The organism is Halobellus sp. H-GB7 (genome assembly GCF_030848585.1).
GTDB classification, from domain to species: Archaea; Halobacteriota; Halobacteria; order Halobacteriales; family Haloferacaceae; genus Haloquadratum; species Haloquadratum inordinatus.
Window position 1 is genome coordinate 64,646 of record NZ_JAVDDW010000008.1, and the last position, 20,067, is coordinate 84,712.

The 20,067-nt window shown below is 60.2% G+C and carries 16 protein-coding genes; 6 read left to right on the forward strand and 10 right to left on the reverse strand.

The features are described from left to right. Window positions 1-32: 32 nt before the first annotated feature. Entirely contained in the window at window positions 33-368 is a 336-nt protein-coding gene (locus tag RBH22_RS13215) for an ArsR family transcriptional regulator (RefSeq protein ID WP_306677769.1), read from the reverse strand. A gap of 1,667 nt (window positions 369-2,035) precedes the next feature. Here RBH22_RS13215 and RBH22_RS13220 point away from each other — a divergent pair. Together RBH22_RS13220 and RBH22_RS13225 are read left to right on the forward strand one after the other, a co-directional pair. Continuing rightward, complete coding sequence (locus RBH22_RS13220; protein ID WP_306677770.1) at window positions 2,036-2,512, forward strand: diadenylate cyclase; 477 nt, start codon at window positions 2,036-2,038, stop codon at window positions 2,510-2,512. A 380-nt stretch (window positions 2,513-2,892) separates the two neighbouring features. After that, a complete protein-coding gene (locus RBH22_RS13225; protein ID WP_306677771.1) occupies window positions 2,893-3,873 on the forward strand; it encodes a calcium/sodium antiporter in 981 nt (326 codons plus the stop codon). A gap of 132 nt (window positions 3,874-4,005) precedes the next feature. Here the strand turns inward: RBH22_RS13225 and RBH22_RS13230 are convergent, their stop codons facing one another. Then, window positions 4,006-5,139, reverse strand: a complete 1,134-nt coding sequence (locus tag RBH22_RS13230; RefSeq protein WP_256289394.1) for an SPFH domain-containing protein — start codon at window positions 5,137-5,139, stop codon at window positions 4,006-4,008. Window positions 5,140-5,393: 254 nt separating this feature from the next. After that, entirely contained in the window at window positions 5,394-5,699 is a 306-nt protein-coding gene (locus RBH22_RS13235) for a hypothetical protein (protein ID WP_306677772.1), read from the reverse strand. A gap of 825 nt (window positions 5,700-6,524) precedes the next feature. On the opposite strand from RBH22_RS13235, the gene RBH22_RS13240 reads away from it, so the two are divergent. After that, a complete protein-coding gene (locus RBH22_RS13240; RefSeq protein ID WP_306677773.1) occupies window positions 6,525-6,857 on the forward strand; it encodes a hypothetical protein in 333 nt (110 codons plus the stop codon). Between the two features lie 635 nt (window positions 6,858-7,492). Here RBH22_RS13240 and RBH22_RS13245 read toward each other — a convergent pair. From RBH22_RS13245 to RBH22_RS13260, 4 genes are all read right to left on the reverse strand, one after another. Beyond that, window positions 7,493-7,828, reverse strand: coding sequence for a winged helix-turn-helix domain-containing protein (locus RBH22_RS13245; RefSeq protein WP_306677774.1), 336 nt, complete (start codon window positions 7,826-7,828; stop codon window positions 7,493-7,495). 281 nt (window positions 7,829-8,109) lie between these two features. Continuing rightward, the gene (locus RBH22_RS13250) at window positions 8,110-8,421 is read right to left on the reverse strand and encodes a hypothetical protein (protein WP_306677775.1); all 312 of its coding nucleotides are present in this window, start codon (window positions 8,419-8,421) and stop codon (window positions 8,110-8,112) included. A 1-nt stretch (window position 8,422) separates the two neighbouring features. Continuing rightward, window positions 8,423-8,794 (reverse strand): winged helix-turn-helix domain-containing protein, encoded by a 372-nt coding sequence (locus RBH22_RS13255; RefSeq protein ID WP_306677776.1) that lies wholly within the window; start codon window positions 8,792-8,794, stop codon window positions 8,423-8,425. Between the two features lie 219 nt (window positions 8,795-9,013). Beyond that, a complete protein-coding gene (locus RBH22_RS13260) occupies window positions 9,014-10,192 on the reverse strand; it encodes a sigma-E factor regulatory protein RseB domain-containing protein (RefSeq protein WP_306677777.1) in 1,179 nt (392 codons plus the stop codon). 244 nt (window positions 10,193-10,436) lie between these two features. Between RBH22_RS13260 and RBH22_RS13265 the strand changes: the two genes are divergently transcribed. After that, window positions 10,437-11,093 carry a hypothetical protein gene (locus tag RBH22_RS13265; RefSeq protein ID WP_306677778.1) on the forward strand — a complete coding sequence of 219 codons (657 nt, stop codon included), beginning with the start codon at window positions 10,437-10,439 and terminating at the stop codon, window positions 11,091-11,093. Then, window positions 11,090-12,370 carry a hypothetical protein gene (locus RBH22_RS13270; RefSeq protein WP_306677779.1) on the forward strand — a complete coding sequence of 427 codons (1,281 nt, stop codon included), beginning with the start codon at window positions 11,090-11,092 and terminating at the stop codon, window positions 12,368-12,370. Before RBH22_RS13265 ends, RBH22_RS13270 begins: the two co-directional genes overlap by 4 nt. A 962-nt stretch (window positions 12,371-13,332) precedes the next feature. Here RBH22_RS13270 and RBH22_RS13275 read toward each other — a convergent pair. From RBH22_RS13275 to RBH22_RS13285, 3 genes are all read right to left on the reverse strand, one after another. Beyond that, on the reverse strand, window positions 13,333-14,112 hold the full coding sequence (locus tag RBH22_RS13275) for an IclR family transcriptional regulator (protein ID WP_256289403.1): 780 nt from the start codon (window positions 14,110-14,112) through the stop codon (window positions 13,333-13,335). Between the two features lie 76 nt (window positions 14,113-14,188). Next, window positions 14,189-15,316, reverse strand: a complete 1,128-nt coding sequence (gene ugpC / locus RBH22_RS13280) for a sn-glycerol-3-phosphate ABC transporter ATP-binding protein UgpC (protein ID WP_306677780.1) — start codon at window positions 15,314-15,316, stop codon at window positions 14,189-14,191. A 69-nt stretch (window positions 15,317-15,385) separates the two neighbouring features. Continuing rightward, window positions 15,386-17,728, reverse strand: coding sequence for a TIM-barrel domain-containing protein (locus RBH22_RS13285; RefSeq protein WP_306677781.1), 2,343 nt, complete (start codon window positions 17,726-17,728; stop codon window positions 15,386-15,388). Between the two features lie 93 nt (window positions 17,729-17,821). Between RBH22_RS13285 and RBH22_RS13290 the strand changes: the two genes are divergently transcribed. Beyond that, window positions 17,822-20,047, forward strand: a complete 2,226-nt coding sequence (locus RBH22_RS13290) for a glycoside hydrolase family 3 N-terminal domain-containing protein (protein ID WP_306677782.1) — start codon at window positions 17,822-17,824, stop codon at window positions 20,045-20,047. Window positions 20,048-20,067: the final 20 nt, after the last annotated feature.

The window sequence follows — 20,067 nt, forward strand, 5'->3', positions numbered from 1 at the left end:
AGACTCGATGTCTCTCGTGGGAGACATTGACGTCAGGGACTCGGCAGCGACACTTCTTCAAGGAGCGAATCGAGTACTGTTTCGACCTGTTCGTCAGGGTGGTACCGGACGGCACCGGTTGTATGTTCGAACTCGACGACACCGTAGTCCGCTAACTTCGGCAGGTGGGAATGTTGGAGTTGGATGGCGAGTTCTTCACGGTCCTGCTGTGGACCGTTTTTGGAGTCGGAAGCTCGACTGGATATCTGCTCGACGAGGTCGTCGAACGTCGTGGTTCCGTTAGCCTCGTGGCGCAGGTGGTGAATGATCCGACGTCGATGCTGGTCGGCAACGAGCTGGAGACACCTGTCGAGATCGTGGTTCGTCATAATACACTACTCTCTACCGAGGTCGATCAATTATGCCGATTTTTACACGTGAGAAAATTTTGATTATGTGAGTTACACTCACTGAGTGCACATATCTGCAGTAGTAGTACATTGATCGTCGTAGGCTCTCGAAGCCTACGTCACTCAGTTAATCAAAAAATGTCTACTCGTTAAAATGTCGTTACTTGATTCAGTGGGAGAGCGTTCGTTCCGGTATCCGCTCATCAGCGGAGAGATCACATATGGTACGAAATCCGTTCCGATCGCGTCGAAAAACGCGGCGCCGAGCACGAGAAGCGGTTGACGCCGAGAAGGCGAAAAACGTTCTTTCGGAAGCCGCCGAGGAAGATGTCGAGCCAGATGCTGAGGCTGCAGAGGCACTGAGAGAGGCGGCAGCCGAGGAAACAGCCGAAGTCGCCGAATCGGCGGCGCGCCGCGCCCGCCGCCGCGGTCGAAAAAACATCACTTCCGAGGACGTTGCACAGGCGAACGAACGACATCAAGACCGCGAAGAACGTGGGCGGCGCCGATAACGACCAATCACATCCCCGCCAGGTCCTCCCGAGCGACTAAACGATGCCAGAATGCAACGACTGCGGCGCGTTCGTAACGTCACGATTTGCCCGTGTCTTCGGGGACAACGAGGACAACATCTATGGCTGCCGCGCCTGCCTGCCAGTCACAGCACTGGTCGAGGGACATGCGTCACGGGATACCTCGTGACGCCGATGAATGCTTCCGATCTCGATCGACGCCCGGTGTCGGTGCGGTAATCACCACCAATAATGACAAACCCACGCAACTTCGTTTCAGAATCAACGCTCTACGTATGCCGTGATTGTGGAGACGGCATCGAAGATCCCAACACGAACAACTGTCCTCACTGTGGTGGACCGTTGGTGAACAGTACAGTCCCGCACGATTAGTAGTGAAGTACCTCGGGGACAAGCCCCGAGGCTTCACCGTTTTGTCCAGACCGTCCAGAAACGGACGGATGGACGCAGGCGAATTTAATTCCCCTCGACCTTCCCGAGATGGGTCGGCTGGAATTCACACCCGAACGTGCGATGCGTCCGTGAGGGTCGGCGGCTCCACCCCGCCCGACAACTCCCGTCGCACCGCGCCAAAGACGCGGGTTTTGAGAGGAGTCGCATTTCCAAATTGTCTCAGTCAGCGTTGGGTTAAGATCTTTAACCCATCTTTGTGGGTTTCTGACTGTATCAACTGTACGAACCGTGATTTGGTTAATCTTTCGACGGCCTTCACCCTCGCGGTCAAGCCCCGAGGCACTCGGCCTGCTCCGCCTGTAGAATCTTGCGGAAGCTCACACATTCATCGTCGTCCTCGGGACATAGACTCGTCCGCTAAGGGTTCTCTGCGGAACCTCTGGACGGCGGCTCAACGAATGGTCGCGGGTTCGTCATACTGTCGGACAGAACTCTGTGAAAATCATCGGCACCCCGTGGGTGCCAATATGATTCACGAACTGCTGTCCGACAGTATCAGCTTGGGTCCAAAGTAGCTTTCACCCACATAATCAAAATCCGCCCCGTTATAAAATTCGAGAACACTATCCACCTGACGGCCCTACTTACTGGCGAATGACCAATCTCGTAGAGAGTATGAAAATACCAGCTTCGGAACGCGAATCTTCGGAGGTTGTCGCAGTGCTCGATAGGATTGAGGGTTGCGTCAAGGAAATCAGTCGCGGGTTTGAACGATGGGACGACCCCTACGCCCGGGGACCGGGTCTCTATTTCGTCGTTGAGCGTGGTTCAGTCGCCGAGTTCACGGACCCGATGGGGACGAACCGCTGGCCGGTCGAAGACTGTGCCAGTGTATTCGATGAAGCCGATGCATTCCTCAAGACGGCACGAGGTGTCGCCTTTTCCTGCGACGGCGCAGTTATCATCCACAACGACGGGACGATCCAAGAGGAGATGGTCCGGGTCAATCAGCTATCGACAGCTGAACGGGCACAGACCGGCGAACTTCCCTATGCGGGATGGATGGGGACCCGCCATATGAGTGCGCTGGAAACCGCGACCCGCGAGGAAGTGGTCGCGGCGATCACGCTCAGCGAGGAGGACGGACGAGTGACGACGTTCATTGACGATGGGTTCGAGGACTATCAACGGACATAGGTGACGGAGAGGGCCGTGTGAGTGACTGACCTACGATTGTGAATCCCCGCAGCCGTCGATTCGGGCTTGTTACTCACGTTTCTCGGCGGGCTGACTCTCGTCGTGGCGGCTTTGGGGTTGGCAACTAGGATTCTCACGCCTACCATCTCTGCGTCGTTGTACTCGTCGCCATCGTCACGGCTGTAATGACGCCGCCACTGCTCCGGCGTGGGCTCTGTACCTTGGGCTCTGTACCTACCAGTAGCGGTGATTTTGTCGATTGGCTCTCACCGTACAGTAGTTGCGTTACGAGAAGACATACCGTCTTTTCACGGTGGCTTCACGACCCAGTCGGCGACTGGTTTTATCGTGCTAAATGAGGATGTCTATCACGATACGCGATGGTGGGCAACGGAGCCGCTGTTCAAGTCGGTATTCTTGTTGCGACAGTTGCGGGACTCTGGATCGGGGCCCGACTCCTCGTCGACTCCGTGGTCCGGCTGGCCCGTCGATTCGGGTTGTCGGAGCTCACTATCGGCCTCACCATCGTCGCCGCCGGCACCTCCACTCCGGAGTTGGTGGTCACCGCTGACGCGGCACTGGCCGATCTGGGGGCGATCGCAGTCGGCAACGTCGTCGGGTCGAACATCTACAATCTCGCGTTCATACTTGGCGTCGTTTCGCTGGTTCGGGTCATCCCGATCGAGCGGTCGCTGGTCCACCGCGACGGTGTGGCTCTGGTCGCAAGCACACTCCTCGGTGCCGCAGTTATGTTCGACCGCACGGTGTTCCGTGTCGAGGGTACCGTACTCCTCGTCTCGTTCGTCGCCTACACGGCGTACCTGCTCCTGACTGATGCCGGCCCCTCGGACACGGATCCCGGTCCCGAGAAACAGGGCATACCGACGGCGCTGACCGAACGTGTGACGTTCCGTGGACGCGATGCGGTCCTGCTGGTGCTGGGGGTCGCCGTGGTTCTGGTGAGCGGCGACCTGATGGTGGGGGCAGCCTCCACGCTGGCGTGGGCAGCGGGTATCCCCGACTCGGTCATCGGCGGCACCATCGTCGCTGCGGGCACCTCGACGCCGGAATTCGCCGTCTCGCTGGTGGCGATGCGGCAACGACGGCTCGGAGTGTCCGTCGGGAACGTCGTCGGGAGCAGCGTCTTCAACGTGCTCGGTGTGTTAGGCGTGGCGGCAGTCATCCGGCCGCTGTCGTTTGGGTCCGTCGCGCTCGAGTCCATCGCATGGCTTATCGTCGTCACCGTGGTCATAGTCGCTGCGCTGTGGACGGGCCGACAGCTCTCGCGGCCGGAGGGAGCGTTGTTCGCTGTGTCGGAGGTCGGACGGTGGGCCCTGGGACTGCTGGGTCTGGTCGGATGAGAGACGCTCGGCCGCGATGAGCGTTCCTGCTGCAACCACAGTTTCTGTCGAGCGCGCCGTTGAATTAGGCTGCCCTACCCGAGTAAGGTCTGTTGTAAGTCACTCAGCAGCGAGCCGCGGGAGTACACCGATCTACGACGAAACCGACGTTTGTTCTTCCGGTTCCGCGGCAGGTTCGTCCTCGACGGCATCGTCGGCTCTCTCGAAGTTCGGCTCACCGTCCTTGACCGCCTTGGCCTGCTGTTCTAGCCCTGCGACGTCCATCTCGGCGGCCTTCTCGATCTCGCCAAGAATCTCCTTGATGTCGTCGAGTCCGAGGAGTTCGCGAGTTTCGGGGTCGAATTCCAGGCTGTCCAACCGCTGCCCACTGGCCGCCACATCGCTCCCAGTGAGGTGTTTGCCGTAGCGTCCGACCAGCGAGGTGAGTTCCTGCGGGAGGACGAACGTCGTCGACTCTCCCTGACCGATCGCTTCGAGCGTCTCCATTCCCTTGTCGATGATCGCACGCTCGCCCATCGACTCGGCGGATTTTGCGCGCAGCACCGTCGAAATCGCGTCGCCCTGTGCTTCGAGGATCTGGCTCTGTTTTTCGCCTTGCGCTCGAATGATGTTTGACTGTTTGTCCCCTTCGGCCTTCTCGACCGCACTCCGACGCTGGCCCTGTGCTTCGAGGATCGTCGCCCGGCGTCTCCGCTCCGCGCCGGTTTGCTGTTCCATCGCCTGCTGAACCTCCTGGCTGGGGTTGACCTCTCGAACCTCGACGGACTCGACGCGGATTCCCCATTCGTCGGTGGGTTCGTCTAGTTCCTTGCGGATGCGAGTGTTGATCTCCTGACGCTTGTTAAGCGTGTCGTCCAGTTCCATATCGCCGATTACTGCCCGGAGCGTGGTCTGAGCGAGATTCGAGACCGCCGTCTTGTAGTCTTCGACCTCCAGAAACGCCCTCTTCGCATCCATCACACGGAGATAGACGACCGCATCCGCAGTCACGGGAGAGTTGTCCCGTGTGATCGCCTCCTGGCGAGGCACGTCCATCGTCTGAGTACGCATATCGAACGTGTACGTGCGCGAGACGAACGGGGGAATGAAGTTGATGCCCGGTTCGAGCAGGCTGCGATACTCGCCGAACACGGTGAGCGCCTGTTTGTCGTAGGCGTCCACGAACCGCACCATCTGCCAGACCGTCACCACTGCAAGCAGCAGTACGAGCAGGCCGACGATCCCGAATCCAAGAGTAGAGATCTGCAGCGTGATCAGGTCATTCATATGGTCTGTGTTCAGTCCGCAACCGTATCAAGAGACGCCATTTTCACACTCGTCCGGCTTTTGATTATGTGGGAAACACGAACGCCCCCAGACTCGTGGCTCTTCAGCCGTCCCGTGTGCGCATCCGCCGACCGTATCACGACTGGTCGCGGTCGGCCGCAGACACACCGTCCACCAGAGGTGTCAAGAAGAAGCGAAGACGGCCCCGACGCGGTCGGCAACAAGCACTTACCTCGGCATCGACGGCGAGCCCATCAGAACGAAATGTTGGATTCGTCCCTAGGCCCTAACTCTCCTCTGGGAGGGTTAGCACCACGGTCGTCGTAGAATTTGCGTCCGATGTACTCGTCGCTTACGTTACCGATGATGGTCGTGAACAACTCGTCGGCCGACGCGTACGTCTCCTGTCCGACGGGTCCAATAATCGTAGAGATCGTTTCAGTTCCCTGAGCGTCGGGTGCCTCGATTTCGACCGCTCCGATACGCCTGATGACTGAATCTTGGCCGATCGGAAACGTGAGTTCCTCTTCGAGAGATGCGAGCAGGTGACTTATTTTCATAGGACAGCTAAACTACCGTTTCTCGGCCACCTCAATTGACAGCATTTTACTAATCGAGACGCTTTTTGATTAACCGAGTCACTTGGCTTCTCACCTCGTTGACGGTGACAGTGTGAATCGCCTCGGGGTCAGGCCCCGGGGCATTCGCCTCGGCCGCCTGTAACCTACCCTCCCCTACTTCGCTCGGGATCTAAGGACCCGCTCGCTCGTTGAGGGAAGGGCTTTCGCGTGGACTCCCGTTCTACGCCTCACCAGAGGCAGGAGAGTTGTACTCCCCACTCACGTTCAGCGTCCCTCGATTCAAGCGCACGTCTACGGGTGCGCCTCCATCGTCTGCGTTTTGCCGACGTTGACGAGACGCGGGAGTGATCACTGTAACTGCTGAATATGAGTAAACACCGTTCTTGCTGGATATGGAAGCCCTTGAAACTGGATTACTGCACTGCTTCACTCGCCGTCTGCTGGCACCCCTATTTGATATTCACAACTAGCGCAGACCACTCGAGCGTCTCGTTCGCACACCAGAAATCTCTGATTTCTGGGGACGCCTCCGCCTTGACTTAGGTGAATGTGGACTATTGTAACAGTGTACCAGTTGTCGCCGATCCGGGGTCGGCGACTTACCGAAATGACGTACAACAATCCTCACCATTGCCGGGTAGGTCGGCCGTTGGGTAACGCAGAGGTGGTCAATCTCGTTCGTGAGCTAAACTGCGCGGACTAGGCGCCAGTACGTCGTCCGAATACCCGACGACTGCTCCGAGCTCGATGGCCACACCGACGAGCGTCCACACAGTTATCCGAATTGGGCGCCTATCTCAGAGTATGCCAGACGACGAACGGGGCCGAGACGAGAACTCAGACGACGAACAGCGAAAACAGCCAGAGCGGAAGCGAGAGGATGTGCGCGACCGCGCCAATGAAGATCGAGCGATGAGCGGTGAGCCTGGTGGAAGGCTTGGTGACCTCGATGAGGCACTCGAAACTCAAGGCTATCCAACCACGACGGATGAACTGGTCGAGGCCTTCGGCGACTACGAGATCGAAACGCAAGGTGGGACGGAATCCCTCGAAGAAGTGCTTGCTCCAACCGAAGATCAAACGTACGACTCCGCCGATGATGTTCGAAGCCGGTTACTGGGACTGATACATCGTTGACATCCTCCTCGCGTTCACGCGGAGGAATCCCGAGCGGTGGGAGTTTCAGGTTTGGAGTCCAATCACCGGACTACCAGACCTTTCGGGCACGGGTAGTCCCACAGCATCGGACTGGTGGACCGCTGGCGGTGCCAAGCCGCCGGTACCCCTATCCTCGACCGTGTTTGGCGTCTCGGTGTTGTTTTTGCCACGGGGGCGCCAGCAGGCGTCAGCAGACTCGGGGGTATCGTCTGGTTTGCTTCGAGCAGTCGGCACGGGCACACGCTTCGAGCATATGTGTTCACCGACTGCCCTTTCGGATACTGCCTCGTTAGGTGGGCGGACAGGCCGCCTCCGAAGGACGGTTCGGAATCCGCTCCGTTCCGACCGATTCCTACCTCGATATAGGTTGGCCTGTCACTTAAACGTCACCGTGGGGAACTCAGGAAAACCGTTTGAACAGTGGTCTGTTGCCCGGTGTGACGGCGCGTATCCACGGCCTGGAGGCCGTGGTATTGCGCCTGTTCCGCGTATAATATGCGTACATACTGAAAAAAGCAAGTGAGCTAATAAGATGTATTCGAGCCACTTCCCACCCACTTGGCTCGGAGAATAGCTCCAGAAGCTGGATGCCTCGCATACCTATACAGAGTGATTCAGGGCTCGAACCGGATGACGAGGTGGTCGACTGCCAATCCATACACAGTCATCTTTCTGCCCTTTTCAGAATACCACGTATCGACGGGCTCGACGAATTCCGCCTCACAGAGCTGGTCAATGTGGTAACGCACGTTCTGGAGCGACGTCCCCGCATCTTCCGCAATCGCAGAGACGGGTTTCGGGCCGTCTCGGAGCGTCCGGAGGATTTGCTGGGCTGTCTCCGACGCGATCGCCGAAAGCGCCGCTCCTGAGCCCGTCCCGTCGACGACAATCTCAGTCCGAGTTGAGCAGGAATGCTCGACCGGTTTTCGGGTCGGTAATAGACTCGCCATTAGGCTAGCAGTGTCGGGGGCCCGTCGTTCGGATCCTGCCGAATGGGATGCGTCTGATCAACGTCGCCGCTTGCAGGGACGTGTCTCCCCGCGACAACGCGCGCGGTACACCTCCCGCAGTTTCTCTGTCTCTCATTTCAACTCACGTTTGGGGACTCGGATATATGAGATGGCAGGCGGAGTTTCTCAGCCTGAAATTCCCCCGGTGAGAGGGGCAAGACCAGACTGCAACGTGCGAGCGAGGATTAAAGACGGGTGCAAACACGGGAAGAGCCACAAGCTCAAGCGCGTGAGTGAAGCGAGTACGCGATGAGCAAGACACCGAGAAACTGCAGACTCCGCGTTATGAGTGTCAACGGCTGCTGGTACTGGAGGCCAAGGTAGCCTTCACGAAGGAGTAGTGATCCGAGGAAGGCGATGCTGAATGCGGCCGTCGTCAACAAGAGGAGGCCCAACGAGAGCGCTTGCATCGCTCGGCTATCGTGACGTCGGTAGCCCCGATACGCCTGGTAGCCGACGTAGCCACCAAGGAGTGTCGATGCAAACGCCAGCGCGACGATCAGCCACTCGACGAGAGCTGAAGCCGCCAGCATATCAGAGATTCTCCCACATCTTTGCGAAGCGATCAGCAGTATCGTCTTCGTGCTGTCCAGGGAATGTTTCGGGGTCGGCTCGCGTTACGGCAGCCTCGAAGTCACCGTCATCCAGCGATACAGACACCTCGTCGAGTGTGGCGGCGTACACGCTGTAGTGATTACCATCGGGTTGGAGTTCCGTCCGTTCTTCGAGGAAATCCTGTTTTTTGAGCCGTTCGATCCGCCGGTAGACGGTGGGCTTGGACATTTCACACTGCTCGGCGAGTTGCTGTGCAGACATTGGCTTGACACTCGTTGCGGAGAGGATCTCCCGGGCGTACTCGTCACTGAGAACATCCAGAAGGGCACCGAGGTCCGGGTCCTCACTCACGTGTTGACAGCATGACGACCGGCTGTATAAAAACCCCCACAGATTTCTGATCCAGAGAATCCGTGTGGAAACTGAAGAGAGCACACAGAGTTTGCCGGCTGACTGGGAACAGAGCCCCGCTATGTACTGATAGGGATTATCGTAACTGTTCGGAGATTCTCGCCGTATCGTCCGGCGAGAAATCTATGGAGACGTACGATAATCCCTATGAGAGCTATCTCAGGACGTTGGACAACCAACCGAGCGAGCAACAGTGATCAGTTGATCCGTCTCGACGCTAGTCCCACGGACGGTGTATCGATACTGATCACACGTCCACGACAGCGAGGTCGTGGGCCCACGGTCGAGCGTTGCAGGCCGACCGTCGATAGTCAGATCACGTTCGTCCGGATCGGGGGCATACGTGAAATTGTATTTCGCTATCGTGAGTTGACGGCCCTCGGTCGCGTACCGGAGGCCGACGCCGTGCACCCGGCCGGTGGTTCGAGTGGCGTACGTTACGCGGAACGGCGATGGGACCGTTGGGTCGGGGACCGCGATCGAGCTTTCTGCCTTGAGACGGTCGACACTACGGAACCACTCCGTGTCAGGGGTCTGTAGCCGATCGACCGAGGTGTCAGCTCCGAACTCCGGTTGGAACGTGTCTGCAGACACCTGCGCGTCGAACGTGACGTTCGTATAGGTGGTCGTAACCGATCGCTGGACGCTATCGGTTCGCCAAACCGTCTGAGTCCGGAGCGGATAGAACCGCTCCGAGTCGAGCCAGATCCGCTGTCGGTATGCCGTCTCGCTGCGATTTGTTGGGGGAGAAAGCTCCACCACGAAGGTGTCTCGGCCGTCGATCGAGTCACGTTCGATATACTGGACGCGGTAGCCGTCGGCGGCTGGCGCGGGTCGCAGACTACCGCGACGCGGCACCGTGGGAAGCGGGGCGACGTCGGGTTGCTGCGGGCGGCCTGCTGCATCAGTCAACCCAGCCGCTGCAACGATCGCCTGCAGACGGGCAGCCCTCCCTGTGGTCGGTGGACCGGTGAGGTTGATGACCGTGACACGCTCTCTATCATTGTCGTAGAGCCAGAGCACCGAGCCGTTTGAGATACGTCGTTCGTTTCGGTGAGGCCCAGTCTCGCGGAACTGGACGCGCTCGCGGTCTGTCCCTGGGACGAGGATCACATCCGCAACAGTTCGTGTAGTGGCGTTGTTCTGCTCAACAACGACAGAACGAGTTGCACTGACACTCTCGACCGATTGATATCGGTCGCTCACGTTCGCGGTGACCTGCGGTTCACTGTCAGTGACCGCCACTCCAGACGCCCACAATCCTGAGGAGAGTACAGCAGCAAACAGCAGGAGGGCGATGAGTGTGCGTCGGCTCACTGGGAGGGCATCGGTGCTCATAGGGTGCTAGTCGTACAACTACGTGCTGTGACCGGCAGTGATTAAGTCTTGCCGGTCAGCCACGGCCGGGGAAACAGTCACGAATCAGATATTTGTGCCGTCGTGCAGTAGAATTCATCCCGTGTGCTACAAGAACCATCGTCCAGAGCGATTCCCCCACAGAGCCGCCTACACCTAACGTAATGTAGTCAGAGAGACGGAGGTTCCAGAAAATGTTTTACACCGCTACCCGATGGCAACGGTGATGCCCTCCCTGACACGCCGCCGGGCCCTCCTCGCGGTTGCATCCGGGGTCGCCGCACTCGCTGGGTGTTCCAGCGAGGCTGATCCCCCGATGATCGACCCCCAGAGCGATCACAACACGATCGAGGACTACGAAGTGCGCCAGGTCCGCAACGAGGATGGTGTCGTATTGTTCGCCCACGGAGCGGAGTTGCCGACGCCGAGCGACGAAGGGCGTGGTCGGTCTGCCCGTCACGGTCGAAGCGTCATCGTCTCCGAAGACGACCTCGCCGAACTCAGGTTCGGCGACGTGCAAGAGGCCGAACGACTCCGCTCGTTCGTCACGGAGACGGACTTCGGCTCGTCGTCGGTATACCTGCTCTCGATGCCCGTTGAGGCCTGCTATGAGATCCGCCTCCAGTCGGCGACAGTCGAGTGGGACGAGCTGAAACGTGACGACCTCCAGCCGCACGCCGACTTCTGCCGAACGCACCGCCCTGCTGACGTCGAATGCAGCGTCGAGGAAACCCACACTGTCGGATTCGCGATCCGACTGCCCGTCGCCGCCGAGCAGTCCTCGGGAATGGGGCGGGGGATGTCGAGTTCTTGTCGACCCTCTCCCCGCGGAGAGTATTTCAACGCCACGGTGACGCCCGCAAGCGGGGGTGGCGGCGAATGAGGTCGCGTCGAAACGTGCTCGCCGGACTCGGAACTATCGGCGTCACCGGGCTGGCCGGGTGTGCAGCCCTGCCGTTCGGGAACGACCACTCCGACAACGAGGACGTGTCGCTGTCAACTGAGGATATCGGGTCGCTCGCGTGGCCCGAGTCGCCGTTCCCAGTCGCAGTTCCACCGAGCCTGGTGAACGCACACCGCGATCGAACCCGGGAGTTACTCGCCGCAGTTCCGTCCGACCCGTCTGTACCCAATGGGGCCGTCTCTGAGGAGGTGCAATCGGACCGCGAACGCACCGCGAATCAGCTTGATGATGAACCGGACGAGTCTTGGCCGACCGAGAAACTCTCGACGTGGCGCGAGCGGCGGAACGAGGCCGCGTGCGTTCTGGGAACCTACCGCGCCGCGACAGGCAAAGACGACGCAGAGGCGCTCACAGAACGGCAGCAGGGGGTGCGCGACGATCTCGCGTCCTTCGTTGCCGACCACGAGTACCGCGCGTCGTCACCGTTAGAAGCGGTGCTCGCACACGCACCAATAGAAGAATTGGTAGGAGACTGTCGCCGACACGTCCGTCCCGCCCCGGCGTATCCGTCCGATCCGGTCGCCAGTCCGTTCCAGGCGGGGGACGCCGTCGGACGCGTTGAACTCGCCCGTGCAACGCTCGCGGACGCCCGTCGGCTGCGGGAAGCGTACCTGGGCGAGCGCTCCGAGACGACCGCGCAGTGGACAGCACTGATCGACGCGTCGAGGCGCTTCGAATACGCGGCGTCGCGCACACGCTCGTCTGTTACCGACTTTCTCGACCGCGAGGAATCACCGTTCCGCACCGACCTCGACGGAACGGCAGGTCGGTGGTTGTTCAGACGGGCCAGCGGATACCTCGAGGCGAAGACCGAGGAAGCGCGGGAGCATCGAGACGACGGCCAATTCGCGGCCGCCGTTATCGAAGCCGGGCAAATACTGGCGGGCGTCGAGGCGCTTCGAGCGACGATCAACGGAATTCGTGACGGTGCATATCTGGGTGAAGTGACGACTGAGTCGGTCTCGCGAACGGCCGATCGGGCGCGGGAAGCAATTACCGCGATCGGAGAGAGTGAAAATCCGAGAGTGGCAGCCCAGATCGTTCGACCGACGATCGGGACCTTCGAGTACGTCACCGATCTCACCGCGGAGCATTACGCCGACGCCGTGCGTGTTGAAGGCGATTTAGCTTGGGCTGAACTCTACGCGCGCGCTGTTCCCGCCGCGGCCGAGTTCGTGGTCGAACGGCTCGGATAGCTACTCCATCAGTATCTGATTCGGATTCATCGGGGCGATACGTCGCGATGATTTGACCGTATTGAGCGAATCCTGCTTCAGGAGGGGATCCTCTACACGCGCTCTGCAATAATAACGACGCTACTGTTGTGGTGATAACGAGTCGGAGCCTTCTGCCTGCAGTTATGGGCTGCGGGTCAAGACTCTGCCGTGCTCCCCTCGTGCCCGTACATCGTCCCCGCCAAGATCAAAACGAGTCGCAGGGCATAAAAGATAGCTGCTTTATCATATATTCTAAGAAGACATATTTTCTAAGAGAGCCATAGAAAATAGCTTTACAACAGCTTTAGAATGTGTATAGATATAATAGAATTAGTATTATTAATACTATAAGACAGTAAAAATATAAATAAGTGGCTGACACTACTAATGCACGTTTGGCTCTCGCAACCGCCGAACCATTCGACCTAAGACTTGCTGGACCGCTGCTTACCCCCCTCTCTATTCTAAAATAACACTCGTACGTATGTTACCCTTATATCGCCTCTATAAAGTGTTCCCCCGCTGCTCTAACAAGTGTACAGATGTTTTCCTTCCTCGTACGTATAGTGCGATAAGGGCGAGTGGAAGCCACTAGACACACCTCGAATTGGACACGACGGAGGATAATCGGCCCTGGACGGCGATCGATCGGCGACGACTGGAACTGTTCACCAAGGCCAAACGTATATCGCGTCCGGATACGGCAGGAAGAATCCGTTGTACATTCCAAGGATGGCGTACTGTTGCAAAAAGAGAGCGCTAGAAGGCCTGATTTCCTGCTTTATGCGAATTGCTACTATCCCATCTCGCTTCGAGTCCCGTACGAGGTATTTGGTCCTCGCGAACATTCAACTATGATCGCGGTTCGTCCTGAATCAAAATAGACCACGAAAACCGGGGAAAGAAGCGGCCTGCTCCGAACATTCGGCAAGTGCGAACGATCAGACTTGCGTCGCGTTAACTTCGATAACGTTCGCTGCCCCCTCTACGATCTCCGGCAGTTCCTCGTGAAACCGATCTCCCTTAAATCGGCTCGTTGGGCCTGATATGCTGATCGCGCCACAGACGCTGCCGTTGGGATGTTTGATCGGTGCCGCGATGCATCGCAGACCCTGGAGAATCTCCTCGTCGTCGAACGCGACGCCTTCCTCACGGATCGTCTCTAACTCGTCGAACAGCTCCTCGCGTGAGGAGATGGTCTTGTTCGTCCGTTGAGGGAGCCCGTGTCGGGCGATGATGGCGTCAATTTCGTCGGCCGAGAGCTGCGAGAGAATCGATTTCCCGAGTGCGGTGCAGTGGAGGAGCTTCCGGTTCCCCGTGTAGGAGGCCGTCTGGATCGCGTTCTCTCCGCGTGCCTTGTGGAGATAGACGCCGCGACCGTGTTCTTCGACCATAAACTGCGCTACCTCCCCCGTCTCCTCGGCCAACCGCTCGACTTCTTCTTTTGCGACTTCGTAGATGTCGACTTGCCCTTTCGCGTACTCTCCGATGTCGACGAACCGAAGACTCACTTCGTAGACGCCGTCGTTCTTGACGACGAACTCGTTGGCCGCGAGCGTCGACAGGTGGCTGTGGATAGTGGCCTTCGAGCGGTCTAACGCTTCGGCCAACTCGGAGACACCCGCCCCGTCCATTTCACGCAACGCTTCGAGGATATCACAGGATATCTGTACCGCCTGTACGTGCCGGCCCGATCCGGCCTCGGTTGGGATCTTGCTCATATAGTGTGCTATGAAGAGGTTTCACTTAATTGTTCGCGAGAAGCAAACGGCTGGTCCAGCGGTGACAAACGGACGCTCAGGCCGTGATCGTGTCTGCTTTTTCGTCGAGTTCGCTGTTCTTGACGGCGGCTCCGGTCCGGCCGTCGAAGATGTGAATCTTCCCCTCGGGGAAGACGACGTGCACGTCCTCGCCTGAGGAGATTCTTATCTCGCCGTCGATGCTGGCCGTGTACGTCTGGTCGCCAATCTCGAAGTAGGCGTAGGTGACCTCCCCCATCGGCTCGACGACCTCGATTGTCGTCTGAATGGCGTTCTCCGCGTCGGCATCGGCGATCTGGATGTGTTCGGGACGAATTCCGAGCGTGAGGTCTTGACTGGCGGTTTCCAGTTCGTCTGACGTCGTCGCTGAGATCTGGTAGCTGAACTCGTCGTGTTCGAGCGTCTCACCGTCGTGTTTGACCGAGAGGAAGTTCATCGACGGCGACCCGATGAAGCCAGCGACGAACCGGTTCTTCGGGCGGTGGTAGCACTCCAGTGGCTCGCCGATCTGCTGGAGCTCGCCGCCGTCAAGGATGGCGATGCGGTCGCCCATCGTCATCGCCTCGGTCTGGTCGTGGGTGACGTAGATCGTCGTGATCCCCATATCCTGTTGGAGTTGCTGGATCTCGGTGCGCATCGTCGTCCGAAGCTTCGCGTCAAGGTTCGAGAGCGGCTCGTCCATCAGGAACACTTCCGGCTCCCGGATGATCGCGCGGCCGAGCGCGACTCGCTGCTGCTGACCGCCGGAGAGGTCTCCGGGTTCTTTCTCCAACAGCTCACCAATTTCGAGCAGTTCCGCGGTCTCTTCGACACGCTCGTTGATTTCGCCTTTCGATAGATCAGTCGTAATCTTCAGCCCGTAGCCGATGTTCTTTCGCACGGACATATGCGGGTAGAGTGCGTAGTTCTGGAACACCATCGCCATATCCCGCTCTTTGGGCTTGCGGTGGGTGATGTCGCGATCCTCGAGTAGTATCTGGCCGGAGGTCGTCTGTTCGAGGCCGGCGATACACCGCAGCGTCGTCGACTTTCCACAGCCGGATGGACCGACCAGTACGAGGAACTCGCCGTCTTGGATGTCGAGGTCGAGATCGTTGACAGCGACGATCTCGTTACCGCCCGATTCGAAGACCTTCGTCAGTTCGTTGAGTTGTAAGCGTCCCATTGTGTCACCGTGGTTCGTTGTGGCACAATTTAGGACCTCCCCTAATAAATTCACCCCTCAGCGGCGGCCTCACACGACGATCGTGAGCCGCGTCCCGTCACCCGTCCACTCGCCCGGCTCTGGCTCTGAACCGACTGCAGTGTGCTGAGAACCGTCGACAACGACCTCGTCTGGATCGGCATCCTGCACCGTGATCGTCGTCCGGGCTGCGGTGACTCCGCCGGTGTCGACCGACAGCGTTCCCGCCGCTTCCTCGACTGTGATCTCCAGTAGCTCGTCGGCGTCGACGTCGTAGAACCGCCCGCTCGCTTTCGCCTCCGCGAGCGTCGCCTCCAGTTCGAGCGCCGCAGGCGTCCCCGGCTGGATAGACTGCGTGGGTTCACGCTGCGGCACGACGCTGCCGGCACGCACGAAGATCGGCATCTCGTCGAGTGCGACGTCGATCTCGACGGTTCGTTCGCCAGCGTAGCGCTCTCCGCTCCGGTACTCGCGCCACTCTCCGTCCGGTAGGTACACCGAGCGAGTGCCGGCGTTCGTGAAGACTGGTGCCACGAGTATGTCCTCGCCGAGCAGATACTGTGTGTCCATTCGGTGGACAGCCGGATCGTCCTGGTATTCCAACACGAGGGGTCGAACGACGGGCAAACCGGTTCGTGCGGCGATCTCGGCGTACGTATAGAGGTAGGGAATCAGCCGGTAGCGCAGTTCCGCGTACTCTCTGAAGATGTCGAGGGCCTCGTCGCCGAACTCCCACGGCTCCCGTGGGGTCGTTCCGTGGCAGCGGGCGTTCGAGGAGAGCAACCCGAACTGCGCCCAGCGAGTGTAGACTGCCGTACTCGGCGTTCCGCGGAAGCCGCCGATGTCGTGGCTCCAAAATGCGATTCCCGAGAGCGACGCCGAGAGCCCGCCACGGAGGGCGGCACCCATCCCGTTCCAACTCGTCTGCGGATCGCCACCCCAGTGCATCGGGAACGCTTGACTTCCGGTCCAGGCGGAACGACCCCAGACGAGGGCTTCCTCAGGCCCGTTGACCTCGCCGACGACCTCGTATACGGCCTCGTTGTAGAGGTACGGGTATAGGTTGTGCATCGTCGTCCCGGTCTTTCCGTTCTCGAAGACGGCGTCCTCGGGCACGTACTCGCCGTAGTCGGTCTTGAACACGGACACGCCTTGTTCCAGCAGCCGCCGGTGTTTGTCTTTCCACCACTCCACTGCCTCGGGATCTGTGAAGTCCACCAGCGCCCCGCGGTAGTCGCCCTGACACGTGTGGTCCATCACGTAGGGTTTCCCGGAGCCGTCGGTGACGAAGTACCCTTCCTGGGCGCCCGCCTCGAATGCGTCGGTCTCGACAGGTACGTGCGGATGCTCCCACAGCGAGAGGCGAAAGTCGCTCTCGCGGAGTTGCGAGATCATCTCTTCGGGCTCGGGGAACTGGTCGGTGTCCCACTCGAGGTCCGTCGACTTGTTCTCACGCATCCAGAAGGGATCTAAGTGGAGGACGTCGCTGGGGATCGACTCCGCACGCAGTCGCTCGGCGACGGATTCGAGCTCCTCCCGAGACTCATACCCTAGCCGTGACATCCAGGTGCCAAAAGACCACTTCGGCGGGCGGGCGGGCCGTCCCGTGACGGCGGTGTATCGCTGGATGATGTCGCGGAACTCCGGCCCATAGAAGAATACGAACGCGAATTCGTCGTCGGAAACCGACATCGTTCCCGACGCCACAGAGGTTTTGCCGAAGTCGTAGTGGACGCGCGCCGTGGTATCGACCAAGAGCCCGTATCCGTTTGTCGAGAGGTGAAACGGGATATTCTTGTACGCCCGCTCGGTTTCGGTTCCGAGCGGTTCCTCGTGCCACAGATCCAGTTCGCGCCCGCGCCGGTCGAACTCGACGAACTGCTCGCCCGCACCGTAGATTTTCTCGTCCGGCGAGAGGCGGAACGCAGTACCCGTCTGCGTCACCTTTCGTGGGTTGTGGTTGATCTCCTCTTGGGTGAACCCGAGGGGATCGACGCGTTGCCGCCCAAACACGTCCGGGTCGAACCGTTGTTCCTCGAAGACGGTCTCGTCGGTGTCCGCGTCCGAGACGACGAACGACCACGTATCGAGTCCGACCGCGATTCGCAGTGCTCCCGTGTCGATCGTGAGCGTCTCCTCGACCTCGGTCACCTCGAAGTCGGGCGACTCCGAGAGCGCATCGGAGTTCAGCCGCGGGTAGTCGCTGTCGGTCGCGACCTCCGGGTTCGCCTGCAACTCGAATCGGAAGGTTCGCGGGCCGTAGATCGTCAATTCAACCGGGACAGTCCGCTGCGTGACGGTTTCGGGGGCTGCTATCTCACAGTCGAAACGGACGGTTTGGTCGCCGACGGTGTACGCCGCCACCGAGTCGACGGTAATGCGCTCGCTTGTCATCCTACCCTGGAGGGGGTCTCTCTGGTTATTAAAACTACCCCGTCCGGAGTGGGGGTTTTTGCCGTCTCCGGGCGAACGGTTGGATATTCATCGATGACTGCTCCACCTGATCTCGACACGCTCGTCGGCGAGATGGCGCTGGAATCGAAAGTCGCACAGCTCGGGACCGTTCGGATCGGATCGCTGCTGGAGGATAGTGCATTCTCCCCAGCGCTGGCACGCGAGGTGATTCCTCACGGTGTCGGCCGAGTCACTCGAATCGGTCGCGAGAGCGGACTCCCACCGCGTGCACTCGCCGCCGCCATCGCGGACCTCCAATCGTTCCTGCGCACTGAGACGCCACACGGTATTCCCGCGTTCGTGCGCGAAGAGAGTCTCTGCGGGTACGCCGGCCGCAAGGGTGCGACGGTTCCGCAGGCGATCGGCATCGCGAGCAGTTGGGACCCCACGCTCGCACGCGAGGTCGCGTCGGCCGTCGGTGACCAACTGCGGGCCGTCGGGTGTCAACTCACGCTCTCGCCGGTGGCGGACTTGGGCGTCGAGCCGCGCTGGGGTCGAATCGAGGAGACGTTCGGGGAAGACCCCGCTCTGGCGGCCACGATGACCCAGCACGTGGTCGACGGTCTGGCAGACGCGAACGTCGATGCGACGCTCAAGCACTTCGTCGGTCACGGCCGACCCGCGGGCGGGCGGAACCGCGCTCGACCGACCGCGTCGCTCAACGAGATGCGCGATGCAGACCTCGTCCCGTTTCGTGCGGGCATCGACGCCGGGGCGGCGTCCGTAATGGCCGCGTACAACACCGTCGACGGCGTCCCGTGTCACGCTAACGAGCGGTTGCTCACCGATCTGGTGCGCGAGCAGTGGGGGTTCCGAGGTACTGTCGTCTCTGACGGTCGGGGAATCGAGATGCTCGCCGACGACTACGAAGTCGCTTCGACTCGACGGGAGGCTGGCGTCCGCGCCTTGACGGCGGGCGTCGACGTCGAACTCCCCGAGACGGAGTGCTTCGGCGACCGACTCGTCGCTGCCGTTCGAGACGGCGACGTCGACGAATCGCTCGTCGACAGAGCGCTTCGGCGGCATCTCCGGCAGAAAGTCGAAGCCGGACTGTTCACCGACGACTCGCCGGAGCCCGCGAGTGCCACTGATGCGTTCGAGACAGACGCGGTCCGACGACTGACTCGGCGTGCCGCCAGACGCTCGCAGGTCCTCCTCGATAACGACGGCACGCTCCCGGTGTCGGCCGATGCAACTGTAGCACTCGTCGGGCCGAACGCGGACGCCCCGCGGAACCTCTTGGGGAATTATTCGTACGCTGGCGCGGAGAACGCCGACGGAGGCGTCGACATCGTGACGCCACGCGCGGCACTGCGGGACCGCGTCGCGGCCGTCAAATACGCTCCGGGTTGTGGGGTCCGAGCGACCGCCGAGGACGACATCGACGCGGCCGTCACAGTGGCTCGCGAAGCAGACGTCGTCGTCGCCTGTATCGGTGGGCAGTCTGGCATCGACGTCGAACGCGACTCGCCTGGGACGGCGGGCGAAGCGCTGGACCGCGCCGAACTCGGTCTCCCCGGCCGGCAGACGGAGTTAGTGCGCCGGGTGGCAGCGACGGGAACACCCGTCGTCGCTGTCCTCGTCAGCGGCCGGCCACTGGCCGTCCCCGAAGTGGTCGACCGCGCGGCAGCGACGATCGCCGCGTGGCTTCCGGGTCACGAGGGAGGCGCCGCCATCGCTGACGTGATCCTCGGGACAGATCCCGGTGGCCGACTCCCGGTGTCTGTGCCTCGCACTGTCGGGCAACTTCCGGTCGAGTATCGACAGGATTCCGTCTCTCGTGGCGAGTACGTCTTCACGCCCGGCGGTCCGCTGTTCCCGTTCGGACACGGCCAGAGCTACGCCGACTTCGAGTACGAATCACTCACCGTTTCCACGTCCGCGCTGGCACCCGAATCTCCGATCACCGCGTCGGTCGGCGTGCAGAACATCGCCGACCGGAAGGGGACGGAGGTGGTACAACTGTACGCACGCCATCGAGGCGGACACACCGTTCGGCCGACTCGTGAGCTGGTCGGATTCGCTCGTGTCGACCTCGACGCAGACGAACGTGCGACCGTCTCCTTCGAGCTGTCGGCTGCGACGCTCGGCGCACACGACGCTGACGGACGGTTCGTTCTCGAACCGGGGCGCGTCGAACTCGCTGTCGGGCGATCTGTCACAGATCTGCGAACACGCGAGTCGATCGAAGTGACTGGTGAGACGACTGTGTTGCGCCGTCGGTCGCCACTCGCTGACGCCAGTGTTGCCTTCCCGTAGTTCACCACAATCTTTAATCG